General features: G+C 60.7%; 25 protein-coding genes and 3 pseudogenes. 19 read left to right on the top strand and 9 right to left on the bottom strand.

Annotation, left to right across the window (positions count from 1 at the left end; genetic code table 11):
• The first annotated feature begins 8 nt into the window (after positions 1 to 8).
• The gene (locus HMPREF3140_RS20520; RefSeq protein WP_004180136.1) at positions 9 to 242 is read left to right on the top strand and encodes a YdcY family protein; all 234 of its coding nucleotides are present in this window, start codon (positions 9 to 11) and stop codon (positions 240 to 242) included.
• Positions 243 to 250: 8 nt separating this feature from the next.
• On the opposite strand, the gene HMPREF3140_RS20515 is transcribed toward HMPREF3140_RS20520, so the two are convergent.
• Complete coding sequence (locus HMPREF3140_RS20515) at positions 251 to 700, bottom strand: DMT family transporter (RefSeq protein ID WP_004180135.1); 450 nt, start codon at positions 698 to 700, stop codon at positions 251 to 253.
• Positions 697 to 1215, bottom strand: a complete 519-nt coding sequence (locus tag HMPREF3140_RS20510; RefSeq protein WP_002906796.1) for a GNAT family N-acetyltransferase — start codon at positions 1213 to 1215, stop codon at positions 697 to 699. Before HMPREF3140_RS20510 ends, HMPREF3140_RS20515 begins: the two co-directional genes overlap by 4 nt.
• Before the next feature lie 162 nt (positions 1216 to 1377).
• On the opposite strand from HMPREF3140_RS20510, the gene HMPREF3140_RS20505 reads away from it, so the two are divergent.
• Both HMPREF3140_RS20505 and HMPREF3140_RS20500 read left to right on the top strand, forming a co-directional pair.
• Complete coding sequence (locus tag HMPREF3140_RS20505) at positions 1378 to 1959, top strand: helix-turn-helix domain-containing protein (RefSeq protein WP_002906794.1); 582 nt, start codon at positions 1378 to 1380, stop codon at positions 1957 to 1959.
• A gap of 65 nt (positions 1960 to 2024) precedes the next feature.
• Positions 2025 to 3062, top strand: a complete 1038-nt coding sequence (locus HMPREF3140_RS20500) for an NADP-dependent oxidoreductase (protein WP_002906792.1) — start codon at positions 2025 to 2027, stop codon at positions 3060 to 3062.
• A gap of 63 nt (positions 3063 to 3125) precedes the next feature.
• On the opposite strand, the gene rihA is transcribed toward HMPREF3140_RS20500, so the two are convergent.
• Positions 3126 to 4061: a pyrimidine-specific ribonucleoside hydrolase RihA gene (gene rihA, locus HMPREF3140_RS20495; RefSeq protein WP_002906791.1), complete on the bottom strand. Its 936-nt coding sequence runs from the start codon at positions 4059 to 4061 to the stop codon at positions 3126 to 3128.
• Here rihA and HMPREF3140_RS20490 point away from each other — a divergent pair.
• Positions 4023 to 4252: pseudogene (locus tag HMPREF3140_RS20490) on the top strand (hypothetical protein). The gene rihA and the pseudogene HMPREF3140_RS20490 overlap by 39 nt on opposite strands.
• 89 nt (positions 4253 to 4341) lie before the next feature.
• Positions 4342 to 4641, top strand: coding sequence for a DUF406 domain-containing protein (locus tag HMPREF3140_RS20485; RefSeq protein WP_031589973.1), 300 nt, complete (start codon positions 4342 to 4344; stop codon positions 4639 to 4641).
• A 98-nt stretch (positions 4642 to 4739) separates the two neighbouring features.
• Here the strand turns inward: HMPREF3140_RS20485 and HMPREF3140_RS20480 are convergent, their stop codons facing one another.
• Both HMPREF3140_RS20480 and pqqU read right to left on the bottom strand, forming a co-directional pair.
• Positions 4740 to 6446, bottom strand: coding sequence for an amidohydrolase (locus HMPREF3140_RS20480; protein WP_032411588.1), 1707 nt, complete (start codon positions 6444 to 6446; stop codon positions 4740 to 4742).
• Between the two features lie 197 nt (positions 6447 to 6643).
• A complete protein-coding gene (pqqU, locus tag HMPREF3140_RS20475; RefSeq protein ID WP_004189794.1) occupies positions 6644 to 8749 on the bottom strand; it encodes a TonB-dependent receptor PqqU in 2106 nt (701 codons plus the stop codon).
• Positions 8750 to 9007: 258 nt separating this feature from the next.
• Here pqqU and HMPREF3140_RS20470 point away from each other — a divergent pair, with 258 nt between their 5' ends.
• Together HMPREF3140_RS20470 and HMPREF3140_RS20465 are read left to right on the top strand one after the other, a co-directional pair.
• On the top strand, positions 9008 to 10069 hold the full coding sequence (locus tag HMPREF3140_RS20470) for a 7-bladed beta-propeller protein YncE (protein ID WP_002906780.1): 1062 nt from the start codon (positions 9008 to 9010) through the stop codon (positions 10067 to 10069).
• 168 nt (positions 10070 to 10237) lie between these two features.
• Complete coding sequence (locus tag HMPREF3140_RS20465; protein WP_002906779.1) at positions 10238 to 10459, top strand: YgdI/YgdR family lipoprotein; 222 nt, start codon at positions 10238 to 10240, stop codon at positions 10457 to 10459.
• Positions 10460 to 10509: 50 nt separating this feature from the next.
• Here HMPREF3140_RS20465 and ansP read toward each other — a convergent pair whose 3' ends face one another.
• Together ansP and HMPREF3140_RS20455 are read right to left on the bottom strand one after the other, a co-directional pair.
• Positions 10510 to 11964 carry an L-asparagine permease gene (gene ansP / locus HMPREF3140_RS20460; RefSeq protein ID WP_014907513.1) on the bottom strand — a complete coding sequence of 485 codons (1455 nt, stop codon included), beginning with the start codon at positions 11962 to 11964 and terminating at the stop codon, positions 10510 to 10512.
• A gap of 189 nt (positions 11965 to 12153) precedes the next feature.
• Entirely contained in the window at positions 12154 to 13041 is an 888-nt protein-coding gene (locus tag HMPREF3140_RS20455) for a LysR family transcriptional regulator (protein WP_002906776.1), read from the bottom strand.
• 272 nt (positions 13042 to 13313) lie between these two features.
• Here HMPREF3140_RS20455 and HMPREF3140_RS20450 point away from each other — a divergent pair, with 272 nt between their 5' ends.
• The 10 genes and pseudogenes from HMPREF3140_RS20450 (at position 13314) to pptA (ending at position 22466) form a co-directional block, all read left to right on the top strand.
• Positions 13314 to 13865 carry a P-loop NTPase family protein gene (locus HMPREF3140_RS20450; RefSeq protein WP_004180132.1) on the top strand — a complete coding sequence of 184 codons (552 nt, stop codon included), beginning with the start codon at positions 13314 to 13316 and terminating at the stop codon, positions 13863 to 13865.
• 91 nt (positions 13866 to 13956) lie between these two features.
• The gene (locus HMPREF3140_RS20445; RefSeq protein ID WP_004151219.1) at positions 13957 to 14964 is read left to right on the top strand and encodes an MsnO8 family LLM class oxidoreductase; all 1008 of its coding nucleotides are present in this window, start codon (positions 13957 to 13959) and stop codon (positions 14962 to 14964) included.
• Positions 14954 to 16075, top strand: a complete 1122-nt coding sequence (locus HMPREF3140_RS20440; protein WP_004180131.1) for a M20 peptidase aminoacylase family protein — start codon at positions 14954 to 14956, stop codon at positions 16073 to 16075. Before HMPREF3140_RS20445 ends, HMPREF3140_RS20440 begins: the two co-directional genes overlap by 11 nt.
• Positions 16076 to 16099: 24 nt before the next feature.
• A pseudogene (locus HMPREF3140_RS29360) lies at positions 16100 to 18363 on the top strand (NtaA/DmoA family FMN-dependent monooxygenase).
• 11 nt (positions 18364 to 18374) lie between these two features.
• Positions 18375 to 18884 carry a GNAT family N-acetyltransferase gene (locus HMPREF3140_RS20425; RefSeq protein ID WP_002906702.1) on the top strand — a complete coding sequence of 170 codons (510 nt, stop codon included), beginning with the start codon at positions 18375 to 18377 and terminating at the stop codon, positions 18882 to 18884.
• 9 nt (positions 18885 to 18893) lie between these two features.
• Positions 18894 to 19820, top strand: a complete 927-nt coding sequence (locus HMPREF3140_RS20420; RefSeq protein WP_032411581.1) for an amino acid ABC transporter permease — start codon at positions 18894 to 18896, stop codon at positions 19818 to 19820.
• The gene (locus tag HMPREF3140_RS20415; protein WP_002906697.1) at positions 19804 to 20583 is read left to right on the top strand and encodes an amino acid ABC transporter ATP-binding protein; all 780 of its coding nucleotides are present in this window, start codon (positions 19804 to 19806) and stop codon (positions 20581 to 20583) included. The genes HMPREF3140_RS20420 and HMPREF3140_RS20415 overlap by 17 nt, the downstream gene beginning before the upstream one ends.
• 38 nt (positions 20584 to 20621) lie before the next feature.
• Positions 20622 to 21473, top strand: coding sequence for a transporter substrate-binding domain-containing protein (locus tag HMPREF3140_RS20410; RefSeq protein WP_014343117.1), 852 nt, complete (start codon positions 20622 to 20624; stop codon positions 21471 to 21473).
• 77 nt (positions 21474 to 21550) lie between these two features.
• On the top strand, positions 21551 to 22168 hold the full coding sequence (locus HMPREF3140_RS20405) for a glutathione S-transferase family protein (RefSeq protein ID WP_004175955.1): 618 nt from the start codon (positions 21551 to 21553) through the stop codon (positions 22166 to 22168).
• 70 nt (positions 22169 to 22238) lie between these two features.
• Complete coding sequence (pptA, locus tag HMPREF3140_RS20400; protein ID WP_032411578.1) at positions 22239 to 22466, top strand: tautomerase PptA; 228 nt, start codon at positions 22239 to 22241, stop codon at positions 22464 to 22466.
• Positions 22467 to 22505: 39 nt separating this feature from the next.
• Here pptA and HMPREF3140_RS29355 read toward each other — a convergent pair.
• Positions 22506 to 22580: pseudogene (locus HMPREF3140_RS29355) on the bottom strand (hypothetical protein); the annotation flags it as partial.
• Positions 22581 to 22589: 9 nt separating this feature from the next.
• A complete protein-coding gene (locus tag HMPREF3140_RS20395; RefSeq protein WP_004151228.1) occupies positions 22590 to 23171 on the bottom strand; it encodes a flavin reductase family protein in 582 nt (193 codons plus the stop codon).
• A 211-nt stretch (positions 23172 to 23382) separates the two neighbouring features.
• On the opposite strand from HMPREF3140_RS20395, the gene HMPREF3140_RS20390 reads away from it, so the two are divergent.
• Both HMPREF3140_RS20390 and HMPREF3140_RS20385 read left to right on the top strand, forming a co-directional pair.
• The gene (locus HMPREF3140_RS20390) at positions 23383 to 24087 is read left to right on the top strand and encodes an ABC transporter ATP-binding protein (RefSeq protein WP_020802150.1); all 705 of its coding nucleotides are present in this window, start codon (positions 23383 to 23385) and stop codon (positions 24085 to 24087) included.
• Positions 24084 to 25052, top strand: coding sequence for an ABC transporter substrate-binding protein (locus HMPREF3140_RS20385; RefSeq protein WP_002906621.1), 969 nt, complete (start codon positions 24084 to 24086; stop codon positions 25050 to 25052). Before HMPREF3140_RS20390 ends, HMPREF3140_RS20385 begins: the two co-directional genes overlap by 4 nt.
• The last annotated feature ends 40 nt before the right edge of the window (positions 25053 to 25092 follow it).

Raw genomic sequence — 25092 nt, 5'->3', positions numbered from 1 at the left:
AGAACAGGATGGCACATCTGGATGAGGTTATCGTCAAAGTCGATGACGCCCTGGCCGAGGGCGTTATCGCGCATATGAATGAGCTGCTAATCGCCCTGAGTGATGATGCGCAACTCAGTCGTGAGGAACGCTATATCCAACAGCAGCGTCTGCGCACCGCCATCGCCCATCATGGGCGACAGCATCAGGAAGAGCAGGACGCGCGCCGCGAGCAGTTGACCAAAGGCGGCGCGATCCTCTGAAGATGCGCTCAGAACTGGCGTCTGGCCACCAGCCAGGCGCCCACCACCAGCATCACCGCCCCGCATAACGGTCCGATCAGCGCCCGCACCGGCACGCCGTGGGCGCGAACTAAATCCATGATCAACCCGCCCACCAGCTGGCTGGCCACCAGTACCGCAATGGTCGTCGCCGCGCCAACGTTTTGATAACCGCTGATGCTGGCGAAGACGAAAAAGGACCCCAGCAGGCCGGGGATCAGCGTCCACCACTTCACGCTCAGGGCCAGCTCCTGAAAGCCGGCGACGCCCTGGCGCAGCAGTAACATCGTCACGAAGATAACGATCCCGACCAGCGAATTGAGCAGCATAGCGATAAGGATCGTCGACGCCGACTGGGTGATGCGCACCATCAGAGTGTTCTGCACTACCAGGCCAACGCCGGCGGCGATCAGGCAGGCGAGAGTGAGCGACGCGTTCATGCTTTGCCGTCCGGGTCCTGACGCGCATCCAGCTGCAGCTGCATAAAGGTCAGATCCAGCCAGCGGCCAAATTTGGTGCCCACCTGCGGCATCTGCCCGGTGGTGATAAAGCCCAGCGTTTCATGCAGATGCAGCGAAGCGTGATTCTGCGACTCGATGCCGGCGACCATCACATGTTTATTCAGCCGTCGCGCTTCGGCGATCAAGGCGACCAGCAGCTTGCGGCCCAGCCCTTTCCCCTGATGTTCGGGATGAACGTACACCGAATGCTCCACGGTATGGCGAAAGCCGTCAAACGCCCGCCAGTCGCCAAACGAGGAATAACCGGTAATGACGCCGTCTTCCTCGCTCACCAGTACCGGAAATCCAGCCAGCTGGCGGGCTTCAAACCAGGCGATGCGGTTGTCGGTATCCACAGTTTTATCATTCCAGATGGCGGCGGTATGGACGACGGCATGGTTATAGATCTCGGCGATCGCCGCGCAGTCGTCTTTAATGGCAGGGCGAATGGACATAGCAAACCTCAATTTTTCGTACACTATAGTAGTACAATATTATTACAATAATGAACGCCACGCTGTCATCCGTTTTCAGCATAATTTTAACGGCTAACCCGGGAATAACACGTCTCGGTGGATGGTTGTGTAATGGGGGGGCGCACACTATAGTGTTACGTTATGAATACTATAGAAGACAACCTCAATCAGCGCATCAGCGCGCGCATCCGCATCGAGCGCGAGTCCCGCGGCTGGTCGCTGAACGACCTCGCCGAACGGGCCGGCGCCTCGCGGGCGATGATCCATAAAATCGAGCGCGGCGAAAGCAGCCCGACCGCCTCGATGCTGGGCCGCCTTTCCGGCGCCTTCGGCATCAGTATGTCGACCCTGATCGCCCGCGCGGAAATGCAGGAGGGCAAGCTGCTGCGCTTTGCCAGCCAGCCGGTATGGCGCGACCCGCAAAGCCACTATCTCCGCCGCCACGTTTCGCCGCGCAGCGATTTGCCGATCGATCTGGTGCAGATTGAGCTGCCGCCCGGTAGCGATGTGCCGATGCCCGCCGCGTCCTATGCGCTTGCCCGCCAGCTAATCTGGCTGCAACAGGGCGAGCTGGTGTTTGTCGAAGGCAATACCCGCCATGAGATGCAGGCGGGGGATTGTCTGGAGCTTGGCCCGCCCAACGATTGTCGCTTTATTAATGAATCCGCAGAGACCTGCGTCTATCTGGTGGTTCGCCTTAATCAATCGCCATCCGGCTCTTAATGGTAAAGCACGTTGCGCATAAAGCAGCTAGCCTCAGTACAGTCTGCTAACAAGAGGAGTTTGCTATGACAGATCAACCGCAACGCCATCGCCGCTGGGTACTGGCTTCCCGCCCCCATGGTGAACCGACGGCAGAGAATTTCCGCCTGGAAGAGAGCGAAGTGCCGACGCCAGGCCCGGGTCAAGTGCTGCTGCGTACCGTTTATTTATCGCTCGACCCGTATATGCGCGGGCGCATGAGCGACGCGCCGTCCTATTCGCCGCCGGTGGCCATTGGCGCGGTGATGGTGGGAGGGACCGTGAGTCGCGTGGTCAGCTCAAATCATGCCGATTATCAACCCGGCGACTGGGTGCTGGGCTACAGCGGCTGGCAGGATTATGAACTCTCCGACGGCAGCGGACTGGTGAAGCTGGGTGACAATCCGCAACACCCGTCCTGGTCGCTGGGAGTTCTGGGGATGCCCGGCTTCACCGCCTACATGGGTTTGCTGGACATCGGCCAGCCAAAGGCGGGCGAAACGCTGGTGGTCGCCGCGGCGACCGGGCCGGTTGGCGCCACGGTTGGACAGATCGGCAAAATTAAGGGCTGCCGCACCGTCGGCATCGCTGGCGGCGCGGAAAAATGCCGCTATGCGGTTGAGACGTTAGGCTTTGATCTCTGCCTTGACCATCGTGCGGATGATTTTGCCGAACAGCTGGCCCAGGCCTGCCCGCAGGGTATTGACGTTTATTATGAAAACGTCGGCGGCAAGGTTTTTGACGCGGTGCTGCCGCTGTTGAATACCGCAGCGCGGGTACCCGTCTGCGGGCTGGTGAGCGGCTATAACGCCACCGGGCTGCCGGACGGGCCAGATCGTCTGCCGCTGCTGATGGCGACCATCCTCAAAAAGCGCATCCGGATGCAGGGCTTTATTATCGGCCAGGATTACGGGCATCGGATCGCCGAATTCCAGCAGCAGATGGGGCGCTGGGTGCAGGAGGGGAAAATTAAATATCGCGAACAGCTTATCGACGGTCTGGACCAGGCGCCGCAGGCGCTGATCGGCCTGTTAAAAGGTGAGAACTTCGGTAAGGTAGTGATCCGCGTCGCGGCGGACGACTAACCTGGCGGGCTTCGAATTAACAGGCCCCTTTTTCCGCCAGGGAAAAGGGGCCTGGCATAGAGGTCAGGCGTAGAAGGCTAACCGCTGGGCGAGCAGATCGACAAAGGCTTCGCGGTCCACATCCAGCATCAGGGTGGTATTGGGCCGATTGCCGGTCAGATGGTAGTAATCGACCACCGTCATCCCCTGGGTATATTTGCCTTCCGTTTCTACGCCAACCCAGCGTTCGATCGTGGTAAAGATCTCCGGCTTGAGGAGCCAGGCGATGGTGCAGGGATCGTGCAGCGGCGCGCCGTCGAAGCCCCACTTTTCATCTTTGTGGTAGGCCATAAAGAAGTCGAGCAGCTCGGCGACGATGGTCGACACCGGGTTGCCAATCTGGCGGAATCGCTCGATATCGGCGGGAAGGATTTGCGCCTTATGGGTGACGTCAAGGCCCGCCATCACCACCGGGATCCCGGACTGAAAGACCATTTCCGCGGCCTGCGGATCAACGTAAATATTAAACTCCGCCGCCGGCTGCCAGTTGCCCAGCCCCATGGCGCCCCCCATGATCACGATGCGGGCGATCTTCGCGTGCAGCTCCGGATGGCTGGCGAGCAGCAACGCCACGTTAGTCTGCGGCCCGGTGGCCACCAGGGTCACCGGCTCCTGGCTTTCCCGCAGCACGCTGGCCATCAGCTCGACGGCGGTGCAGTTCTGCGGCGCAAAGGCCGGCTCAGGCAGGCTCGGGCCATCCAGTCCGCTCTCGCCGTGCACGTTATCGGCGATGATCAGATCGCGCATCAACGGCTTCCACGCGCCGCCGGCAACCGGAATGTCCGGCCGGTTCAGCAGCGTCAACATACGCAGCACGTTGCGCAGGGTCTTCTCCGGGGTCTGGTTGCCCGCGGAAGCGGTGACGGCTTTCACCTCCAGCTCCGGCGAGGCGAGGGCGAGGACCAGGGCGATCGCGTCATCATGTCCCGGATCGCAATCAATCATAATCGGCAGTGCCATAGCAGCTCCTTGTTGGCGATGTTCTGTGACCAGACTAACGCTGCGAGTCGGGGCAGACGAGATGGTGTGCAGAATAGTGTGATGGAGACCACGATTGCTGCGAGGCAACGCGTATCGTTACGCGACCGTCCGTAAACATGGTGCCACGTTTTGCGGTGGCGCAAGATGGCGCCCGGCGCGACGCGATATAATAGAAAAATTGCTAATCCTTACGGATATTAATGGTTTGCTTTTCGGTGGGCGGGTTCTTATCCTTAAGAAAACTCAAGAGGTTATTACGATGAAAGATGTAGTAGATAAATGCAGCACCAAAGGCTGCGCCATTGATGTCGGGACGATCATTGATAACGAGGACTGCGTCTACCGGGCCGAGAAGGTGTTCCCAAACCGCGAAGAAGCGGAATCCACCGTAGCCGCCGTGCGCGAACGTGCTGCCGCCGCAGCGCCGGCCAGTGAACCGCCGCAGGTCGATTACACCATCGCCGCCGCTGGCGACGCGGTGAAACTCGACCTCTCCATCGCCTTCTCCTGCCAGGCGGAAAAGATCATTTTCGAGTTATCCCTGCGAAATCTGCTTTAATTCGCTCCTGTAGCGGAAGAACGTTGCCCCTGACGGGCAGACGCCTTCCGCTGGAGCAGCACGCTGCCCGCCCGGCGACCTGAGCCGGGTGAGCGCGGTTAGTCTTGAAAGACGACGTTTCCGCCAACCATAGTCATCACCACGCGGCTGGCGCCAATCTCCTCATGGGCTACGGCGAAGATATCGCGGTCCAGCACCTGAAAATCAGCGACTTTGCCGACCTCTATCGATCCGCGTACCGCTTCTTTCCCTTCCTGATAGGCCGCATTGATGGTGTACATCCGCACGCCGTCCGCCACGCTAATTGCCAGCTCCGGGCGAATAACCTTGCCGCTGGAAGATGATTTGCGGGTGACCGCTGCCTGAACCATTTTGCGCCAGTTCACCAGCGCCATAATGCCATCTGACCCGCCGGCGATGATGACCCCAAGGTCGATGATATCCCGTAGCCCTTTGCAGATTTCCCCCTTGATGCCACAGTAGCGGGCGCGCTGTTCATAGTCATATGCCGGGCCGCCGGGTGAGGGTTGTTCGGAAAGCAGAATGCCGTATTTTGCCGCCATCACGAAATCTTGCCGATCGCCCATTGAGCCGTGCAGCACATAATGCCGTCGGCTCTCCCCCGGATAGCGCTGAATCGCCTGCACGAAGCTGTTAATCGTGACTTTTACCGCCTTATCGCCGACCGCATGGACAGCCACCTGAAAACCCCGCTGGTGAGCCAGCAGAATCATCTGCTGTAGCGCCTCAACTTGTGCTTCCTCGGTCGCCTCGGGGCCACCAAACACCGAGCGTCCGCGATATCCCGGCCGGTCGGCGTAATCCTGATTCATCCACGCTGTGTGCGATGTGGGAACGCCATCGCAGAACAGTTTTATGGTCCGACAGTCCAGCCAGTCCCGGTCGGTGAACTGGGAGAAATCAAAGCTATCCAGATCGCGCTTCAGGGTGGCGCAGGATTGAACCCCCCGCTCGGCGGAGTAAAAGGCGATGGATACCCGGGCGGTGAGTTTTCCTTCATCCTGCAGTTCACGGTAGGCGGCGATGGCGCGATCCCCCGCAGCGCCCACCTCGCGCGTGTTTTCCCCCGGACCCATGGCGCCTTCCGTGTAGCTGGCATACCCTTCGCTGTTCATCAGGCGCTGGGCTGCCAGAAGGTTCTCTTTGAGGGCCGCTACGGTCAGACGGGGCATCGTGCCGGATGCGAGATGCAGGGCGGGCAGGTCGATGAAATTGCCGTCCAGTTCGCCACTGGCCGTTCGCCCCAGATGTCCGCCGAGGGGATCAGGGGGGCTGGCGTCAAGACCGGAGAGGGCCAGCGCCCGGCTGTTGACGATGCAGGAGTGACCGTCCCACAGGGCGAGCAGGGTGGGATGATCGGCCGTGACGTCGTCAATATCCCAGCGCGTCAGAGAGCGCTGCTCGGCCGCGCACTCCTTGATTGCGTTTGGATCCAGACCGCAGACACGAATCCATGCCCCGGCGGGAGTGTGGGCTGCCTGGTCGCGCAGTCTTTCCCGCAGTACTGCCAGGGAACGCACGTCCTGGCAGTTCAGGCAATGCCAGCTGTCAGCGAGCCAGCCGATATGGATATGTGAGTCATGCGCGGCGGGTAAAATGAGTTTGCCGCCAAGGTCAATGACCTGCGTCTGGGGACCAATATGCTGCTGAATCTCCTGGTCTTCACCAACGTTAATAATCCATCCCTGCTTCACGGCGATGGCGCGCTTAAAACTAAAATGTGCGTCCACCGTGGCGACCTTGCCATTAATCAATACGCAGTCCGCATAAACGACATTATCCATTTATCCCTCCCTGGCTGATAAAAGTGCCGATCAATATAAATAGTAACCATGGTGATTATGTGGTGACTATATGACTACGAAGGGGGGGGAGTGTCAAGCGCGGGTGGTTGGCGGGTGTCCGCCTGGCGGTGGAATAGACGGTAAGGAAAAGCGCTTTGCCCGCCGATCGCGAGAGCCATCGGCGGGGAAGGGGCGTGTTATTCGAAGCGCCAGGCGAGGTTCAGGCCGATGCCGTAGTTACGTCCCGGGGCAGGCTCGTAGTAACGCCCGTTAGACTCGTTAACGATGACAGACCCGACGTACTCCCGGTCGAACAGGTTGTCGATGCGACCGAACAGATCCATATCCATCCTGCCGTAGCTCCATTTATAGCCGGTCGTCAGGCCAACCACCGTCCAGGAGGGCGCTTTGGCGGTGTTTTCGTCATTGGCCATGATATCGCTCATATAGCGAATATCGCTCCCGGCGTACCAACCTTGCTCCGGCTGATAGCCAAAGGAGGCGTAGCCCATATTGCGCGCGATCCCCGGAATGCGATTGCCATTGCAGCTGGCGTCGTCGCAGACGTTAGTGCGATAGGTCGCGTCCAGCCAGGTCCAGGCCGCCTTCAGACGCCAGCTCTCGCCAAACTGCTGATCCAGCCCCAGCTCCATCCCCTGACGGCGGGTCTTGCCGGCGTTTTTATAACTAGTGCGCCCGCCGCTGCTGCTGTCGACCACAATCTCATTATCGGTATTGGTCTGGAACAGGGCGGCGGTGAACAGCCCATTGCCGATCCGCGTCTTGCTGCCGATCTCCACCGTGTCGTTGGTGGAGGGTTTCAGGCCGAAGTTGAGGCCGCTCTGGTTATCGGAGCGGTAGGAGAGTTCGTTAATGGTTGGCGTCTCGAAGCCGCGGCCGGCGGAAAGATAGACGTTCCACGCGTCGGTCAGGGCATATTTCAGCGAGCCCGCGGGCAGCCATTTGTGATAGCTGGCATCACCGCTGTCATCGCCATTGCCTGGGGTGATGTAGTAGTCGTTCGAGTCGAACCATACCGAGCTGTAGCGAACCCCGGCATCGAGCGAGAGTTTGTCAGTGAGCTGCCACTGGGTCTGCAGGTAGGGGTCGACGTTCCACATCAGGTTGCGTTCGTTACGGCGCAGCGCGCCCTGTTCGCCATACTGTGGCGCGCCGTTGACCATCACAAAGTTTTCATACCCTTTGCGCCGCTCGCTCATGTTCTCGTAGTCGAGACCGGCGGTGAGCGTGACGGGCACCAGCAGCTCTCCGCGATGGGTCAGCCGGGTATCGATCCCCTGGTAGTGACGGGTAAGGTCGATCACCCCGCCGGCATGGCTCGGCTTCAGCTGCGGCGCGCGCGGGATCGACTGGAACTGCGTGGTTTCACGTTCTCCAGCGTACATCATAACGCTGAGATCGTCCTGGGCACTGAGCTGGCGCTCATAGCGCAGGCCGGCCTGGGTCTGTCGGGTATTCTTGCGGGTATTATACTGGTCGCCGCGCGGTGACTGGCGCGGGTTATCGCGCCATTCATCGGCGGTCAGGCCACCGGCGTCATTGGCTTTGATATCCACGCTATTCAGCAGCAGAGTCAGCTTACTGACGTCGTTGATACGCACCCCCAGCCGGGCGTTCGCCAGATTTTTGCGCGCGCCGCTGTGATCGCGATAGCCATGGGTGGTGAAGCGATTGGTTGAGACCGTGTAATCCACATCGCCTGCGTGGCTGCCGTCGCCAACGGCGCCAGTGGCTTTCATCCCGTAGTGCCAGGTGCCGAAGCTGCCATAGTAGCTGCTGGCTTCCACGGTGGGCGGCTGGGTGCCGGTCTGGCTGGTGACGTTGATCACCCCGCCGGACGAGTTACCGTACAGGGCAGAGAAGGGGCCGCGCAGCACCTCAATGGTGTCAACGCTGCCGATATCAATATTTGAGGTCTGCCCCTGGCCGTCGGGCATGGTGGCCGGAATGCCATCCACATAGATGCGCAGTCCGCGCACGCCATAGGTTGAGCGCGAGCCAAAGCCGCGAATCGACAGCTGCAGATCCTGGGCATAGTTTTGCCGGTTCTGCACCTGCAGGCCCGGCACGGCGCCCAGCGATTCAGAGAGATTGACGCGCGGCGCGGCCTGGCGCATCTCATCCCCATTCACCACGCTGACGGCGGCGGGGGTATCCAGTTCAGAAACCGTGGTTGGCGCGGCGGTCACCACCATGGTTTGTTCATCAGCGGCCTGGGCTGCGGCAATGAGCGGCAAGAGCAGGGCCGGGAGGGCGACGTGACGCACGGACAGGATTTTCATCGATAATACTCAAAGACGAACCAAATGGAACATATGTATATATGTTACCTCGTTTGTAAAATATTTGAAAATTATTAACTGCTGCTGGTTAACGGATAGTGCTCGCCAGGCATGAATTTACCGCACAACAACAATTAACGCTCCACTTTGATATAAATAATGATTACTATTCGCATTCAAAAGTAAGGGTAAAGCCAGGACTTTACCGCCGGAAGCGATGTCGGGTCAGCACATACTGGTTTATCAAAGGGAGTCGTCATGTCATTACGTCATTTTGCCGCGCCGCGTCTGCGCCATTCACTGCTCGTCACTTCTCTGCTGCTGGCAGGCAGCTTTAGCGCCCACGCCGCGGAAGAGATGCTGCGCAAGGCCGTCGGAAAAGGGGCCTACGAAATGGCCTACAGCCAGCAGGAGAATGCGCTGTGGGTCGCCACATCACAGAGTCGTTCGCTGGACAAAGGCGGGGTGGTTTACCGTCTTGACCCCACCACCCTCGACGTGACGCAGATTATTCACAACGATCTGAAGCCGTTCGGCGCCACTATCAACCATGCCACCGGCACGCTGTGGTTTGGCAATACCGTCGACAGCACTGTCACCGCTATTGACGCCAAAACCGGCGCCGTGAAGGGGCGCCTGGTGCTGGACGAGCGTCAGCGCAGCGAAACCGTGCGTCCGCTGCAGCCGCGCGAGCTGGCGGTCAATGAGCAGACCAACACGGTCTACATTACCGGTCTGGGCAAAGAGAGCGTGATTTGGGTGGTAGATGGCGCAACCCTGAAGCTGAAAACGACCATTACCGGCACCGGGGCAATGGCGACGGGTCTGGCGATCGATCCGCAGGCTAAGCGTCTGTATACCACCAACGCCGATGGCGAACTGCTGACCATCGACAGCGAGAGCAACACGATTGCGTCGCGCAAAAAATTGCAGGATGACGGCAAAGCGCATTTCTATCTTAACCTGAGTCTCGATACCGCCGGCCATCGTGCCTTTATTACCGACAGCAAGCAGCCGGAAGTGCTGGTGGTCGATACCCGCGACGGCAAGGTGCTGGAGAAAATCGCCGCGCCGGAGTCGCTGGCGGTGCTGTTTAACCCGGCGCGCAACGAAGCCTATGTGACGCATCGTAAGGCCGGGGAAGTCAGCGTTATCGACGGCAAGAGCTACAAGGTAGTGAAGACCTTTAAAACGCCGACTCACCCCAACAGCCTGGCGCTCTCCGAGGACGGCAAAACGCTGTACGTTAGCGTGAAACAAGCTTCCAGCCGTGAGAAAGAAGCCACCGCGCCGGACGATGTGATCCGCATCGCCCTGTAAGACCTCAGCGCGACGAAACCGGAAAACGGTGGTCGCGCTCCGCATGCCGCCGGGCCAGGCCCGGCGACTCACCCTCTGTTACAAACGCCTATTGGCCTGACAAACCAGATGGTTATACACTTAACCCTTTCCCGCCACGTGCGGGCAGTGGTAATCAGTGGAGATAAAATGAAAAAGCCATTCATGGTGATTTGCGCCGGCGCGATGCTGGCGCTGCTGGCAGGTTGTTCGTCAAACTACGTTATGACCACGAAGAGCGGTCAAACTATCGTTACCCACGGCAAGCCGCAGCTGGATAAAGAAACGGGGATGACCAGCTATATCGATGAGTCAGGTAATAAGCGGGAAATTAACAGCAGCGATGTGTCGCAGCTGGTTGAAGATAATTAAGTTCTGACCTCCCGGTTTGCCCGCGATGGACAAACCGGGAGTCCTGCCAGTTACTTCCTCAGCGTCGGCGCCGTGCTGTGAATCTCATGCACGCGTTTACGCACACCAAACCAGCCAGCCACCAGCAATACCGCCAGCAGCGGAATTGATCCTATGGTGTAGGTACCGTTCGGATAATCGAAGGCCATCAGCACCAGCACGCTGAACAGGAACAGCAGCGTCAGCCAGGAGGTGAACGGCGCCCCCGGCATTCTGAAGCTGACCTTTGCCGCTTTCCCTTCCTTGATCGCTTTGCGCAGACGCATCTGACACACCACGATAAAGCCCCAGGAGGCAATGATCCCCAGCGAGGCGACGTTGAGTACGATCTCAAATACCTGAGATGGCACCAGATAGTTGAGGAAAACCCCGACTACATATACCCCCAGCGTCGCCAGGATCCCGGCGTAAGGGACGTGGTGACGGCTCATCTTCGACATAAACTTCGGCGCGGAGCCTCCCATCGACATCGAGCGCAGAATACGCCCGGTACTGTAGAGACCCGAGTTAAGGCTGGAGAGGGCCGCGGTTAACACCACGATGTTCATCACGCTGCCGATATATGGCACGCCCAGCTTTGAGAAGAAGGTAACGAACGGGCTCTGTCCGGCCTGGTAGGCGTTCCACGGCAGAAGCAGCACCAGCAACACCACCGAACCGACATAGAACAGACCGATACGCCAGATCACGCTGTTGATGGCCTTCGGCACCATTGTCTCCGGATCCTTACACTCTCCGGCCGCGGTCCCCACCAGCTCGATGGAGGCGAAGGCGAAGACCACCCCCTGCACCAGCACCAGCGCCGGCAGGAGGCCGTGCGGGAAGAAGCCGCCGTTATCGGTGATCAGATGGAAGCCGGTGGCATTGCCGTCCAGCGGCTTACCGGAGCCGAGGAAAATGGTGCCGACCACGAGAAAGGCGACGATCGCCAGCACCTTAACCAGCGCGAACCAGAACTCCATTTCGGCGAACCACTTCACGCCGATCATATTCATGGTGCCGACGATAGCCAGCGCGCCGAGGGCGAAGACCCACTGCGGCACATCGCCAAACGCGCCCCAGTAGTGCATATACAGCGCCACGGCGGTGATATCGACAATCCCGGTCATCGCCCAGTTAACGAAGTACATCCAGCCGGCCACGTAAGCGGCTTTTTCACCGAGGAACTCCCTGGCATAAGAGACGAAGCTGCCGCTCGAGGGGCGGTGGAGGACCAGTTCGCCGAGGGCGCGAAGAATAAAGAAGGAGAAGATGCCGCAGACCAGATAGACCAGGGCGAGCGCTGGCCCTGCCATTTGTAAACGTGCCCCGGCGCCGAGGAACAAACCGGTACCGATAGCGCCGCCGATGGCGATCATCTGTACCTGACGGTTGCCCATCGCTTTGTGATAACCCGCTTCATGTGAGTTAAGCCAGTGGCGTTTTGCAGCATGATGCTCCGCTGCACTTTCGTGTTTCGTATTCATTGATGTATCAGTTTCCTGTCAATGCCCATGTTTGCAGCCGGAATGGAGGACGGCTGGCACATTATGCTGGCTTTCTCATCATTCTGACGTAGGAGATAAGCTCAGACATGGCGCTGAATCCTACACGTAACCTAATAGTTACGCACCTAAAACATTTACCGAGAGCATTTGACAGATTTATCAATGAGATCAGCGTCGCAGAGTTTCCAGTAACAGCGTGAAAGCGCTGGTATGCTGGCGCCGGCTGGGGTAATAGAGATGGTAGCCGGGGAAGGCGGGGGTCCACTCCGCCAGCACCCGCACCAGCCGGCCGCTGGCTAAGGCCTCCGCCACGCAGTCATCCGGAACGTAGGCCAGCCCGAGGCCCGCCTCCGCCGCGTCGATGCGCTGCGGCAGGCTGTTGAGGATCAGCTGTCCCTCCACCCGCACCTGAATCTCCCGGCCATCGCGGGCAAATTCCCAGGCGTAAAGTCCCCCTCGTGTCGGCAGGCGCAGATTGATGCAGCGATGTTGGGCAAGATCCCAGGGCGTTTGCGGCGTACCGGCCCGCTGCAGATAGGCCGGCGAACCCACCACCGCCATCCGCATATCCGGGGCGATGCGCACGGCAATCATGTCTTTTGCCACCTGTTCGCCGAGACGCACCCCGGCGTCGAAGCGGTCACCCACGATATCCGTGAGCCCATTATCAACAGTGATTTCGATGTTAATATCAGGATATTGCAGCATAAATGGCTTTAGCGCCGGCCAGAGTACCGCGCTGGCGGCATGCTCCCCGGCGGTAATGCGCAGGTTGCCCGCCGGGCGTTCTCGGGTGTCGCGCAATGCAGCCAGGGCCTGCTCGATCTCTTCCAGATGCGGACCGAGGCGCTGAATCAGTCGCTCTCCCGCTTCGGTCGGCACCACGCTGCGGGTGGTGCGGGTCAACAGCCGGACATCGAGCCGCGTTTCGAGATGGCGCATGGCATGGCTGAGCGCCGACTGCGACACGCCAAGCTGGGCCGCCGCGCGGGTAAAGCTGCGTTCACGCGCCACCACCATAAAGGAGAGCAGATCGTTTACGTTCTCTTTTAGCATAATCTTTCCGGATTGATGAATACTGCTCACAGGTACGCAGAGTGTATGCCCGGCCTGAGGATTGTGCCAGCCTGATGACCGGACGCAGTGGAGCAGAATGGTTATGCCGGATGATTTATTCCTCTGTGCAGGGCAGGTATTGTAGTAGGCCCAAAAAACGCCAGCGCCAGGTGAACCGACATTCGCTGGCGCGGCATGACCGGGGGGACGGCAGCCCGAAAGATGATCCAAGAGTATCGCCAGGCAGAGTCTGGTAACCGGGAGAAACAGAGATGAATATCAACGTGGTCGGCACCAGCGGCTCAGGCAAATCCACTTTGGCCCGGCGCCTGGCGCACAGGCTGGAATTACCCTGGATCGAGCTCGATCGCCTGTACTGGCGGCCGAACTGGCAGGGCGCGCCGGATGAGGCATTTTTCGCCGCCATTGCCGCCGCGACGGCCACGCCGGGCTGGGTGCTGGATGGCAATTACAATCGCAGCCGCAGCGTTAAATGGCGTGCGGTGGATTTGGTGATCTGGGTAGATTATGGTTTCTGGCGCACGCTGCGCCAGGCGGTATGGCGGGCGGCGAGCCGGGCGTGGCGACATCAGGAGCTGTGGCCGGGCACGGGCAACTGCGAGAGTTTTCGCCGTTCGTTCTGCAGCCGGGAATCCATCATCCTCTGGACGCTGAAAACATGGCGGCAGCATCGCCGACGCTATCTGGCCGATATGCAGGATCCGCAATATCGTCATATTCGCTTCGTCCGGGTGCGCAATCCGCGGCAGGCCGAGGCGCTGCTCCGCGAGCTGGAAGCGCAGCGTTCAGCCGGGCATATCTAATTTTCAGCAGTACACATGTGAATTAATTGTTTCTCAATAGTTAGCAGAGATTTTAATAATGCAGGCACGTACTTTCATATGAGCCTGCGAAATGTCTTATCGAATCAGTATCCTGGATAAAAGTCCGCTTGCCGCCGGGGAAACCGCCGCGCAGGCGCTGGCGCGTACATTAACGCTGGCGCAACACGCCGAAGCCTGGGGCTACCACCGCTTCTGGGTCGCCGAACACCACAATACCGATCAGCTGGCGAGCCCCTCGCCGGAGCTGGTTATCGCCTGGCTGCTGGGCCACACCCGGCGGATCCGTCTTGGGTCCGGCGGCGTCATGCTCCAGCACTATAGCCCCTATAAGGTCGCGGAAAACTTTAACCTGCTGGCCGCCCTCGCGCCGGGCCGCATCGATCTCGGGGTCGGCAAGGCGCCTGGCGGCCTGCCGCTCTCCACCCGCGCCCTGCAGCAGGGCCTGCATCAAGAGGAGAAAGGGACCTTTGCCGATCAGCTGGCGCAGCTGGATAACTGGCTGTCGCTGACTGAGCCCGGGGGAGAGGAGAGCCTGCGCGCCACGCCGATCCCGCCGCGCCGGGCAGATGGTTTTCTGCTCGGCGCCAGCCTGGAGAGTGCTGAACTGGCCGCCCGCCTTGACTGGAACTTTGTCTTTGCCGCCCATCTCAATGGCGACAGCGCGCTGCGCCGTGCCGTGTTCAACCGCTGGCGCGAGCTCAGCCCGCGTGAGGCGATGGTCGCCGTCCAGGTGGTGGTTGCTGACGATCCGGCCACCGCCGCCGCGCTGGCGCAGCAGGTCGAGGTGTGGGGCGTCGAGCTGGAGAACGGCCAGCGGGTGACCGTCGGCAGTGAGGCGCAGGCCGTCGCTTTTGCCCGCCAGGCCGGCAGCCGACCGACGCGCATTGCCCGCCGTGAATCTTCGCTGATCTCCGGTACTCCCGAACAGGTTAAAGCCCGGCTTGACGCGCTGCAGGCGGAAGAACAGTTGGATGAACTCATCATTGATACCCCCATTAGCGACGGGCCAGCGCGCCTGCACTCCCTGCGCCTGCTGGCGCAGGCTCACTACGGCAAGGAGGTGCTGAATGTCCTTTGAACAACAACTGATTAGCTGGCGGCGCGAGCTGCACCAGAACCCGGAGCTCTCCCTGCAGGAGGTGGCCACCACCGCGCGGATCCGCGACTGGCTGCAGAGCGGCGGGCTGACCCTGCTGCCCTACGATCTGAAAACCGGGCTGGTCGCCGAAGTCGGCAGCGGCGACAAGGTGATTGCCCTGCGGGCGGACATCGACGCGTTGCCCATCGAGGAGGCGACCGGTCTGCCTTACCGCTCGCAGAATCAAGGGGTAATGCATGCCTGCGGCCACGATATTCACACCAGCGTGATGCTGGGGGCGGCGCTGCTGCTGAAGGAGCGGGAAGCGGAACTCCCGGGGCGGGTGCGGATCCTGTTTCAGCCGGCGGAGGAAAATTTTGGCGGGGCGAAAACCCTGATCCGCGCCGGGGCGCTGGAGGAGGTGTCGGCGATCTTCGGCATGCACAATGAGCCCGGCCTGCCGGTGGGCGAATTTGCCACCCGCGGCGGCGCGTTCTACGCCAACGTCGACCGCTTCGTCTTCAAAGTGACCGGGAAGGGGGCGCATGCTGCCCGCCCACATGAAGGAAGGGATGCGATCCTGCTGGCCAGCCAGCTGGTGACGGTGCTGCAGAGCGTGGCCAGCCGGGAGGTGAACACCCTCGACTCGGTGGTGCTCAGCGTGACGCGGATCCAGGGAGGCAATACCTGGAACGTGCTGCCGGAGAGCGTCGAGCTGGAGGGGACGCTGCGCACCCACAGCAGTGAAGTGCAGCAGCGGGTCAAGGCCCGGGTCAGCGAGATTGCCGCCGGTTTCGCCAGCGCCTTTGGCGCGCAGATTGACGTCTTCTGGTACGCCGGCCCGACGGCGCTGGTCAACGACGCCCGCTGGGCCGACTTCGCCAGCGAGGTGGCAGCCCAGGCCGGGTATCGCACCCACCATGCCGATCTGCATCTCGGCGGCGAAGATTTTGCGGTCTATCTTCAGCATATTCCCGGGGCGTTTGTCAGCATCGGCAGCGCCAGCGAATATGGTTTGCACCATCCGGCATTTAATCCGGATGAACGGCTGATTGCGCCCGCGGCGCACTATTTCGCCCGTCTCGCGGAAGAAGCGTTACAACACATTTAACGAATGACAGGGGAAGGGGTAGCTATGTCTGAAAATCGACAATTGCGTCTGGGAACCATATTGCATGGCGCATCGGGAAATATGTCCGCCTGGCGTCATCCGGCGGCCCAGGCGGACGCCAGTATTAATTTTGATTTCGTCACCCAGACGGCGCTAAAAGCAGAAGCGGGGAAGCTGGATTTTATTTTTGTCGCCGACGGTTTATATATTAACGAAAAATCGATTCCCCATTTTTTAAATCGCTTCGAACCCTTAACGGTACTTTCCGCGCTGGCCGCGATCACCCGGCGACTGGGGCTGGTGGGGACCTTATCGACTTCCTACAGCGAGCCGTTTACCACCGCCCGCCAGTTCGCCAGCCTTGACCATTTAAGCCAGGGACGGGCGGGGTGGAACGTGGTCACTTCCCCGCTGGAGGGGTCGGCGAAAAACTTCTCCCGGGCCCAACATCCGGATCATGCGCTGCGCTATCGCATTGCCGATGAATATCTGCAGGTGGTGAAAGGCTTATGGGATTCATGGGAAGAAGATGCCTTTGTGCGCAATAAGGAGACTGGCCAGTTCTTTGATAAAAATAAACTGCATACGCTCGATCACCACGGCGATTTCTTTAAAGTTGCCGGGCCGCTAAATATTGCCCGCACGCCGCAGGGCCGACCGATTATTTTCCAGGCCGGCGCATCGGACGACGGCAAAAAATTAGCCGCACGCCACGCCGATGCCATTTTTACCCATCAGGACTCGCTGGCCGAGGCGCAGGCATTTTATCGGGATGTCAAAAGCCAACTCGCCGCATATCAGCGCAGCCCGGACCAACTGCATATTTTCCAGGGCGTCAGCGTCATCGTCGGGGATGACGCCGAGGATGCGGAGCGGCAGTACCAGACCACCGCGGCGCTGGTCTCCATCGAGGATGCCCTGAATTATCTCGGGCGCTATTTCGAACACCATGACTTTTCGCAGTACCCGCTTGATGAACCGTTCCCGGATATTGGCGACCTGGGACAAAACAGCTTCCGCAGTACCACCGATGAGATTAAGCGTCACGCCCGCGAGCGGGGATTAACCCTGCGCCAGGTGGCTCTGGAGGCAGCCAGCCCGCGTCCGCGCTTTACCGGCACCGCCAGCGATGTCGCTGATGGCCTGCAACTGTGGTTCGAGCAGCACGCGGCGGACGGCTTCATTATTCAGGGCGGCACGCCGGAAACCTTCCCGCGCTTTGTGGATGAGGTGGTTCCGCTGTTACAGGCGCGCGGACTGTTCCGTCGCGACTATCCGGGCACCACCCTGCGGGAAAGTCTGGGTCTGGCGCTACCCGCTAATCAATTCCAAAAATAATAAAAGAGAATCACGCTATGCAGAAAACAACACTCTTGCTGGCCGTCGCGTTGGCATTTAGCGCCTCATCGTGGGGTCAGGACGTCAAGATCAATGGCACCGGAGTGAGCCTGGAGGCCAACAAAACGCCGATTCATACAGCGAAAAATCCGCAGGCCATTGCCCTGTTGCCGCAAGATCTGCATCTGGCGGTGCCGGGGAAATTCACCGTCGCGGTGGCGGCCCTGAACTCTCCGCCGCTGACGGTCTTTGCCGATGACAACAAAACCCTGCTCGGCAGCGAGGCGGATATCGCCCGGCTGGTGGCGGAGAGCCTCGGGCTGGAAGTAAACGTGGTTCCCACTTCATGGGAAGACTGGCCGCTGGGGGTCACCTCCGGCAAATATGATGCCGCGATCAGCAATATTACCGTCACCAAAGAGCGGAAAGAGAAGTTCGATTTCGCCACCTACCGCAAAGACTCGCTGGGCTTCTACGTCAAAAGCACCAGTCCGCTGAGCAAGATTGACAAAGCGGAAGATATCGCCGGGCTAAAGATTATTGTCGGCTCCGGCACCAACCAGGAGGCGATCCTGCTGGCGTGGAACGCGGAGAACGTCAAGAAGGGGCTGAAGCCGTTTATCCGGGTCTACACCAAGGATGATGCCGCCCAGACGCTGGCCCTGCAGACCGGACGAGCCGACGCCTTCTTCGGCCCCAACGTGATTGGCGCGTGGAAGGCGGCGCTGACCGGCAAAACCAAACTGGTGGGCAGCGTCGATGGCGGCTGGCCGAAAGCGGCGCACATCGCGGTAACGCTGAAAAAAGACAGCGGGCTGGTGAACGCCGTCCAGGCGGCGCTGAACGGGGCTATCGCCAGCGGGGACTACGCCAAAGTGCTTAACCGCTGGGGCGAAGGGGTGGAAAGCATTCCGCAATCGGAAATCAATCCGCCCGGACTGGGCGACTGACAGGAGGCGCGATGAGCGAAGCATTCCGCGATATTTCTCCGGAGGCTCCGGAGCTGCAGCCGATTATTAGCGGGCTGTTTGCCGAATATGCCGCCCGCTACGGCGACTATTTTTCCCGCGATGCGGAAGTGGAGTTAAGTGAGTGGTATGTGCCGCCGCAGGGGCTGTTTATTGTCCTTGAGCGTGAGGGCGAAATTATCGCCACCGGCGCGTATAAGCCGAAGGATCGCCACACCGCAGAGATCAAACGTATCTGGACGCACCGCCGTCTGCGCCAGCAGGGGCTGGCGGCGAAGGTGGTCCAGGAGCTGGAGCGACGGGCGGTGCTGGCCGGGTACAGCCATATCTACCTGACCACCGGTTTCCGTCAGCCGGAGGCGGTAAAGCTCTATCTCAGCCAGGGGTATGAGGCGCAGTTTGACCTCACGAGAGACCCAGAAGAGTACAGTCAGCCGCCGTACGATGGCCGGCTGCGGTTCACTAAAGCGCTGGCGGTGAGCGCCTACAGCCACAGCGCCTGAGGAGGCATTATGCATTCATCTGAAACGATCAAAGTGGTGCCGGCGCGCTATCCGCTGCGGGTGGTCGGGGCTCTGGTCGCCCTGCTGGTGCTGGCGGTGGTGATCCAGTCGGTGGCCTTTAACCCGCGCTGGGAGTGGGGCGTCTTCGCCCGCTGGTTCTTCGACCCGGTGATCCTCGAGGGGCTGGGGCAAACCCTGCTCCTGACCCTGCTCGGCACGGTGCTAAGCGTGATCTTCGGCGGCCTGCTGGCGCTGGCCCGTTTGTCCTCATCGTGGCTGCTCAGCAGTCTCGCCTGGGGCTATATCTGGCTGTTTCGCTCGCTGCCGCTGATTGTGGTGCTGATCATTCTCTATAACTTTTCCTATCTCTACGACACCCTGTCGCTGGGGATCCCGTTTACCGGCGTGACCTGGGCCAGCTATCAGACCATTAACGTGCTGGGGCAATTCTCCACGGCGGTGGTGGGCCTGACCCTGGTGCAGAGCGCCTATACCGCGGAGATTATTCGCGGCGGCTTTCTCGGCGTCGACCACGGGCAGTATGAAGCCGCCGCCGCGCTGGGGCTACCCGCCTGGCGGCGCACGCTGCGCATTATTCTGCCGCAGGCGCTGCGCACCATCCTGCCATCCGGCTTCAACGAGATCATCAGTCTGGCCAAGGGAACGGCGATGGTGTATGTCCTGGCGATGCCGGAACTGTTCTACACCATCCAGATGATCTACAACCGTACCCAGGAGGTGATCCCGCTGTTGATGGTCGGCGCCGCCTGGTATCTGGCGATCACCAGCGTCCTCTCCGCCATTCAGTATCTGGTGGAACGGGGCCTGGCGCGCAGCGAGCGCCGCTCGGCGGTAAACAGCGCCCGCAGCAGCCGTCTGAATCAACCCGCACGTCAACCACAGCCGCAGGAGGCCGCTCATGCCCAGCTCTCATAATGGCCATATCTCTATCACCGGAGTCAGCAAATACTATGGCCGCCACAAGGCGCTGGACGATGTGTCGCTGGAGATCCCCCCGGGCACGGTGACGGTGATCCTCGGCCCTTCCGGTTCGGGCAAGTCCACGCTGCTGCGCACCATAAATCACCTCGAACGGGTCGATGAGGGATTTATTCAGATTGACGGCGACTATATCGGCTATCGCCGCAAAGGCGACAAGCTGTATGAGATGAAAGAAAAGGAAATTCTTCGCCAGCGGATCAACGTCGGCTACGTGTTCCAGAACTTTAACCTGTTTCCGCACCTGACGGTGCTGGAGAACCTGATTGAGGCGCCGATCGCCCACCAGCAGGTCACGCGCAAAGAGGCCATTGCCCGCGCCTATGAGCTACTGGACGTCGTCGGACTGCGCAATAAAGCCGACGCCTGGTCGCGGCATCTCTCCGGCGGCCAGCAGCAGCGTATCGCCATTGCCCGGGCGCTGGCGCTGAACCCGCGGGTGATCCTGTTTGATGAACCCACCTCGGCGCTGGATCCCGAGCTGGTGGGCGAGGTGCTGGATGTCATCAAGAAGCTGGCGCGATCGGGCACCACCCTGGTGGTGGTCACCCATGAGATTGGCTTTGCCCGCGAGGTGGCCGACCAGGTGGTGTTTATGGTCGACGGCAGGATCGTCGAGCAGGGCAGCAGCGACGAGGTGCTCAACCATCCGCAGCATCCGCGTACCCGGCAGTTTTTATCCAGGGTGCTGCCGTCATGAACAGAGCGCTAATGACCCTTGTTCTCAGCGCTTTTGCCATGAGCGCTTACGCGGCGCTGGATCTGCGCGCCAATGAGCAGCCATTGCCGGTCACCCGCGACCCGCAGGCGATAGCGAAAATTCCGCCGGGCTATCGCTTCGTCGAGCCGGGGACGCTAACGGTGGCGATCTCGGCGCTCAATTCGCCGCCGCTGGCCCTGCTGGCCAGCGACAACCGCACGCGGATCGGTAGCGACCCGGATATAGCCCGCCTGCTGGCCGGAAGCCTTGGCCTGAAGCTCAGGCTGGTGCCCACCGCGTGGGAGGACTGGCCGCTGGGCATCGCCTCCGGCCGCTACGATGTGGCGCTGATCAATATCGCGGTAACCGAGAAGCGCAAAGAGAAGTTCGATTTTGCGACTTACCGGGTGGACTCCCTGGCCTTCTCGGTGAAATCCACCAGCGATATCGCCGCGGTAAACGGACCCGCCGACCTTGCCGGGCGCAAAGTGATCGTCGGGTCCGGCACCAATCAGGAGCGGATCCTGCTGGGCTGGAACGAGGACAACCGCGCCGCCGGACGGCCGCAGGCCCAGCCGGTCTACCTGACCGATGATGCCTCCGGCAACCTCTATATCCAGTCCGGGCGGGCGGATATCTTTTTCGGCCCGCAGTCGGTGGCAGCCTATAAAGCGGCGCTTAACGGTCAGACCCGGGTGGTGGGCCTGGGGCCGAAAAAAGCGTGGGTGGCGACAACCACCAAAAAAGGCAACGGTCTGGTCTATGCCCTGCAGGCGGCTCTCGACGGGGCGATTGCCCGCGGTGAATATCAGCAGGTGCTGGCGCGTTGGGGGGAGCAGGGCGAAGCGGTGGCGCAGTCGGTGGTCAACCCGCCGGGGATAACCTACTAACCCCCAGTGGCATGGTGTGCCGGGTGGGTGAGCGGCAAATTTCTGCCTACACTTAGGCTTTACCCTGGAGGCAGACCATGATAACCGTTTATGGCGTGCCGGGATGGGGCTCGACGATTAGCGAGCTGATGCTCTCCCTGGCCGATATTCCCTACGAGGTGGTTGACGTGGAGGGCTTTGACCAGCCCGGTCCGGCGCGCGAGCGTCTGCGACAGATTAATCCGCTGTGCCAGGTGCCCACCCTGAGGCTGGCCGACGGGAGCATCATGACCGAAACCGCCGCCATCGCGCTGATGATCCTCGACCAGCGTCCCGATCTGGCCCCCGCGCCGGGGACGCCACAGCGTCCGCAGTTTCAGCGCCTGCTGGTCTGGCTGGTGGCCAATGTCTATCCTACCTTTACCTATGCCGATTACCCGGAACGCTGGGCGCCCGCCGCCGCGGAGCAGCTGGTGGAGAATTGTCGCCAGTACCGGAAAAATCTCTATCTCTGGTTCGAACAGCAGCTGGCCGCCGGGCCGTGGGCGCTGGGCGCGTCGGTAACGTTGCTGGATTGCTATATCGCGGCGATGTACCGCTGGGGACCCCGCCAGGCGTGGTTTGACGACCACGCGCCAAAATTCGCCGCCATCGCCCGGGCGGTCTGTCAGCGACCGGAGCTGGCCGCGGCGCTACGCCGTAACAAGCTGATTTAACGCACGCGATGCCAACCATAACGGCCATTCTGTGGTAGCGTTATGGCTCTGATCACAAGGAGTCTTTGCTATGCCGCATGTTGATATTAAATGCTTTCCCCGTGAACTGACTGATGAACAAAAAACCGCGCTGGCCGCCGACATTACCGAGGTGCTGATCCGCCATCTGAACAGTAAAGAGGGCGCGGTCAGCGTCGCACTCACTCAGGTTGAGCCGGACGCGTGGCAGGCGGTGTGGGACAGCGAGATCGCCCCACAGATGGCGCAGTTGATTAAGCAGCCGGGTTATAGCATGTAGTTGCCACTGGCGGGCATGATGCCCGCCAGTGACACTCGGTCAGAACCAAATCTCCGTCTGCACGCCGAAGTTCCATGTCCCACCGGCGGTAAAGCCTTTGCTGCCGAAATCGTCGAGAACGGTTTATTCGTCGAGGGAGTTTGCCCGCACATGACGGCCGCTGGCGACAAAATTGCCGGTGCCAAGATGATGCAGGGTATTGAGCTTATCGTCGTCGAATTGCCAGCGTCCGGTGACGAACGCGCGCTCATCGGCGGCGGCAGAGACCACCTCCCCGAACAGGGTATCGTACTGGGTCTGGGCCGCCGTCGCCGGCAGCAACCGGCACTCCATCCATGCCAGACACTTCTCCTCGATCAGCGGCAGCCCCAGCTCCGGACCGGTCACCACCGGGATCCCCCAGGCATTGAATTTGTCCTCATCGCGGCCGCTGACACTGCCGACGGCGTAGGTCCAGCTGGCGGCTGCGACGCCGGGAACCACAATGCCGAAGGTGCCATTGCGCTCGATGATCTCCCGCGTCCAGGTGCTTTTATCCACCACGATAGCCACCCGCGGCGGGGCGAATTCCACCGGCATTGACCAGGCGGCGGCCATAACGTTGCGCCGGTCGGACGGGGCATCGTAGCTGGTGATCAAAATGGTTGGGCCGTGGTTGAGCAGGCGGCTGGCGTACTGCAGTTCAACGTGGCGAAAGCGGCTCATAGGCGTTCCTTGAATAATGGGTCGGTTGGCAGGTAACACGTTAAGCCGCAATGAAAATGTAATCAATACGTCATCTCGTCTGACTATAGTCGCCAGCACTAAGTCCCAAAGAGGATCACAATATGTTGGCTCCCCTGATGCTATCCCAGGTGAGCGTGCCCCGTCGGATGTCGACCGCCGGGCTGGTCTCGCTGTCCCGAAAGGGAGGGCGATGATGCGCACGCTGACCCCTATCACCCTGCAGGAGGTCTCTTTCGCCTTCGCAGAGACCCCCATTCTTGACCGCTTCACGTTGCATATCGAACCCGGCCGCATCGTGGCGCTACTGGGCCCTTCCGGCTGCGGCAAAAGCACGCTGCTGCGTCTGCTGGCCGGGCTGAGCGTGCCGGCCAGCGGCGAAATCCGCTTTGGCGACAGGCTGGTCGCCAGCGCAGGATGGGGATTGCCCCCGGAGCAGCGCGATATCGGCATGGTTTTTCAGGATTATGCCCTCTGGCCGCATATGAGCGTGGCGCAGAACGTCGCCTTTCCGCTGCGCATGCGCGGCGTCTCCCGCAGCGAACGCGAGCGCCGGGTCAGCGAGGCGCTGGCGCGGGTAGGCCTCAACGGCTTTGCCGAACGTAAGCCTTCAGGCCTCTCCGGCGGTCAGCAGCAGCGGGTGGCGCTGGCGCGGGCGATCGTCGCCGCGCCGCGGGTGCTGCTGTTTGATGAACCGCTCTCCAACCTGGACAGCGAACTGCGCGAATCGCTGTGCGGCGAAATGAGCCGCCTGTTGCGACAGCTCGGCATCACCGCCCTGTATGTCACTCATGACCGACGTGAAGCCGAGCTGTTAGCCGACCAGATTGTCTATTTATCCGCGGGCCGCGTGGCCGCTGTCCGCGCCGTTACGCCAACCTCAGGGGAAGTTGCATGAACACCGTTATGACCGTTAAGAAAGGAGTGGTACTCGCGATGGCTCTTTCCGCCATGATGCTCTCCAGCGCCCATGCGCTGACCGTTTACACCGCCGGACCCGGCTCGCTGGCGAAAAGCCTGGCCAGCGGTTTTGAACAACAGACCGGGGTGAAGGTGACCGTTTTTCAGGCCACCACCGGCAAAGTGATGGCCCGACTGGAGGCCGAGCAGGCCAACCCGCAGGCGGATGTGCTGATCTCCGCCTCGTGGGATACCGCCGAAGATCTGCACCAGCGGGGCTGGTTGTTGCCTTTTGCGAGCGCCAACGCCGACCAGGTACCGGCGAACCTGAAATCGGCGGACTATATCGCCCAGGGCGTCTCCGCCCTGGGTATTGTCTGGAACAGTAAAAGCGGCACCCCGGAACCGAAAGAGTGGCGGGATCTCACCCAGCCGGCGTTTAAAGACAAGGTGACAACCCCCGACCCGGCGCTCTCCGGCGCGTCGCTGGATTTGCTGATCGGGCTGCAAAACAGCATGGGCGACCAGGCCTGGCAACTGTTTGACGATCTGAAAAAGAACGGCATGGTAGTCAGCGGACCCAACGCCCAGGCGGTGACGCCGGTGATGCAGGGGGCGAAAGCGGCGGTGTTTGGCGCGGTGGATTATGTCTCCTACGGCAACATTCAGCAGGGCGAGTCGCTGAAGGTGATCTTCCCGGCCAGCGGAACAGTGATTGCCCCGCGCCCGATGATGATCCTCAAAACCAGCCAGCATCCCGGCGATGCCAAAGCCTTTATCGATTACGTGCTGTCGCCGGAAGGTCAGGCGAAGGTCGCCGACGCCTGGCTGATGCCCGCCCGCCGCGACGTGGCGGCTAAACGTCCGCTACTGGACGCGCTGAAGGTGCTGCCCACCACCAGCGAGGGCAGCAGCGAGCGGGGCGCCGTGCTCGCCCGCTTCAGTCAGCTGTACGCGCAGTAATTGATCCCGTTTCTCCGGCGCTGGCCGCCGGAGGACCCTC

Origin of the sequence: Klebsiella sp. HMSC16A12 (assembly GCF_001808265.1) — a bacterium.
In the GTDB taxonomy this organism is placed as follows: domain Bacteria; phylum Pseudomonadota; class Gammaproteobacteria; order Enterobacterales; family Enterobacteriaceae; genus Klebsiella; species Klebsiella pneumoniae.
The sequence above is the reverse complement of the archived record's forward strand: the minus strand, read 5'-3'. Positions and strand labels throughout refer to the sequence as shown.

Bases quoted from the DNA above. Each gene is read 5' to 3' on its own strand.
- HMPREF3140_RS20515 (WP_004180135.1), bottom strand. From the start codon at position 700: ATGAACGCGTCGCTCACTCTCGCCTGCCTGATCGCCGCCGGCGTTGGC.
- HMPREF3140_RS20510 (WP_002906796.1), bottom strand. From the start codon at position 1,215: ATGTCCATTCGCCCTGCCATTAAAGACGACTGCGCGGCGATCGCCGAG.
- HMPREF3140_RS20505 (WP_002906794.1), top strand. From the start codon at position 1,378: ATGAATACTATAGAAGACAACCTCAATCAGCGCATCAGCGCGCGCATC.
- HMPREF3140_RS20450 (WP_004180132.1), top strand. From the start codon at position 13,314: ATGAATATCAACGTGGTCGGCACCAGCGGCTCAGGCAAATCCACTTTG.
- HMPREF3140_RS20395 (WP_004151228.1), bottom strand. From the start codon at position 23,171: ATGAGCCGCTTTCGCCACGTTGAACTGCAGTACGCCAGCCGCCTGCTC.
- HMPREF3140_RS20385 (WP_002906621.1), top strand. From the start codon at position 24,084: ATGAACACCGTTATGACCGTTAAGAAAGGAGTGGTACTCGCGATGGCT.
- HMPREF3140_RS20425 (WP_002906702.1), top strand. From the start codon at position 18,375: ATGAGCGAAGCATTCCGCGATATTTCTCCGGAGGCTCCGGAGCTGCAG.
- HMPREF3140_RS20470 (WP_002906780.1), top strand. From the start codon at position 9,008: ATGTCATTACGTCATTTTGCCGCGCCGCGTCTGCGCCATTCACTGCTC.
- pptA (WP_032411578.1), top strand. From the start codon at position 22,239: ATGCCGCATGTTGATATTAAATGCTTTCCCCGTGAACTGACTGATGAA.
- ansP (WP_014907513.1), bottom strand. From the start codon at position 11,964: ATGAATACGAAACACGAAAGTGCAGCGGAGCATCATGCTGCAAAACGC.
- HMPREF3140_RS20445 (WP_004151219.1), top strand. From the start codon at position 13,957: ATGTCTTATCGAATCAGTATCCTGGATAAAAGTCCGCTTGCCGCCGGG.
- HMPREF3140_RS20405 (WP_004175955.1), top strand. From the start codon at position 21,551: ATGATAACCGTTTATGGCGTGCCGGGATGGGGCTCGACGATTAGCGAG.
- HMPREF3140_RS20485 (WP_031589973.1), top strand. From the start codon at position 4,342: ATGAAAGATGTAGTAGATAAATGCAGCACCAAAGGCTGCGCCATTGAT.
- HMPREF3140_RS20520 (WP_004180136.1), top strand. From the start codon at position 9: ATGGCACATCTGGATGAGGTTATCGTCAAAGTCGATGACGCCCTGGCC.
- HMPREF3140_RS20455 (WP_002906776.1), bottom strand. From the start codon at position 13,041: ATGCTAAAAGAGAACGTAAACGATCTGCTCTCCTTTATGGTGGTGGCG.
- HMPREF3140_RS20420 (WP_032411581.1), top strand. From the start codon at position 18,894: ATGCATTCATCTGAAACGATCAAAGTGGTGCCGGCGCGCTATCCGCTG.
- HMPREF3140_RS20415 (WP_002906697.1), top strand. From the start codon at position 19,804: ATGCCCAGCTCTCATAATGGCCATATCTCTATCACCGGAGTCAGCAAA.
- rihA (WP_002906791.1), bottom strand. From the start codon at position 4,061: ATGGCACTGCCGATTATGATTGATTGCGATCCGGGACATGATGACGCG.
- HMPREF3140_RS20465 (WP_002906779.1), top strand. From the start codon at position 10,238: ATGAAAAAGCCATTCATGGTGATTTGCGCCGGCGCGATGCTGGCGCTG.
- HMPREF3140_RS20440 (WP_004180131.1), top strand. From the start codon at position 14,954: ATGTCCTTTGAACAACAACTGATTAGCTGGCGGCGCGAGCTGCACCAG.
- HMPREF3140_RS20410 (WP_014343117.1), top strand. From the start codon at position 20,622: ATGAGCGCTTACGCGGCGCTGGATCTGCGCGCCAATGAGCAGCCATTG.
- HMPREF3140_RS20480 (WP_032411588.1), bottom strand. From the start codon at position 6,446: ATGGATAATGTCGTTTATGCGGACTGCGTATTGATTAATGGCAAGGTC.
- pqqU (WP_004189794.1), bottom strand. From the start codon at position 8,749: ATGAAAATCCTGTCCGTGCGTCACGTCGCCCTCCCGGCCCTGCTCTTG.
- HMPREF3140_RS20500 (WP_002906792.1), top strand. From the start codon at position 2,025: ATGACAGATCAACCGCAACGCCATCGCCGCTGGGTACTGGCTTCCCGC.
- HMPREF3140_RS20390 (WP_020802150.1), top strand. From the start codon at position 23,383: ATGATGCGCACGCTGACCCCTATCACCCTGCAGGAGGTCTCTTTCGCC.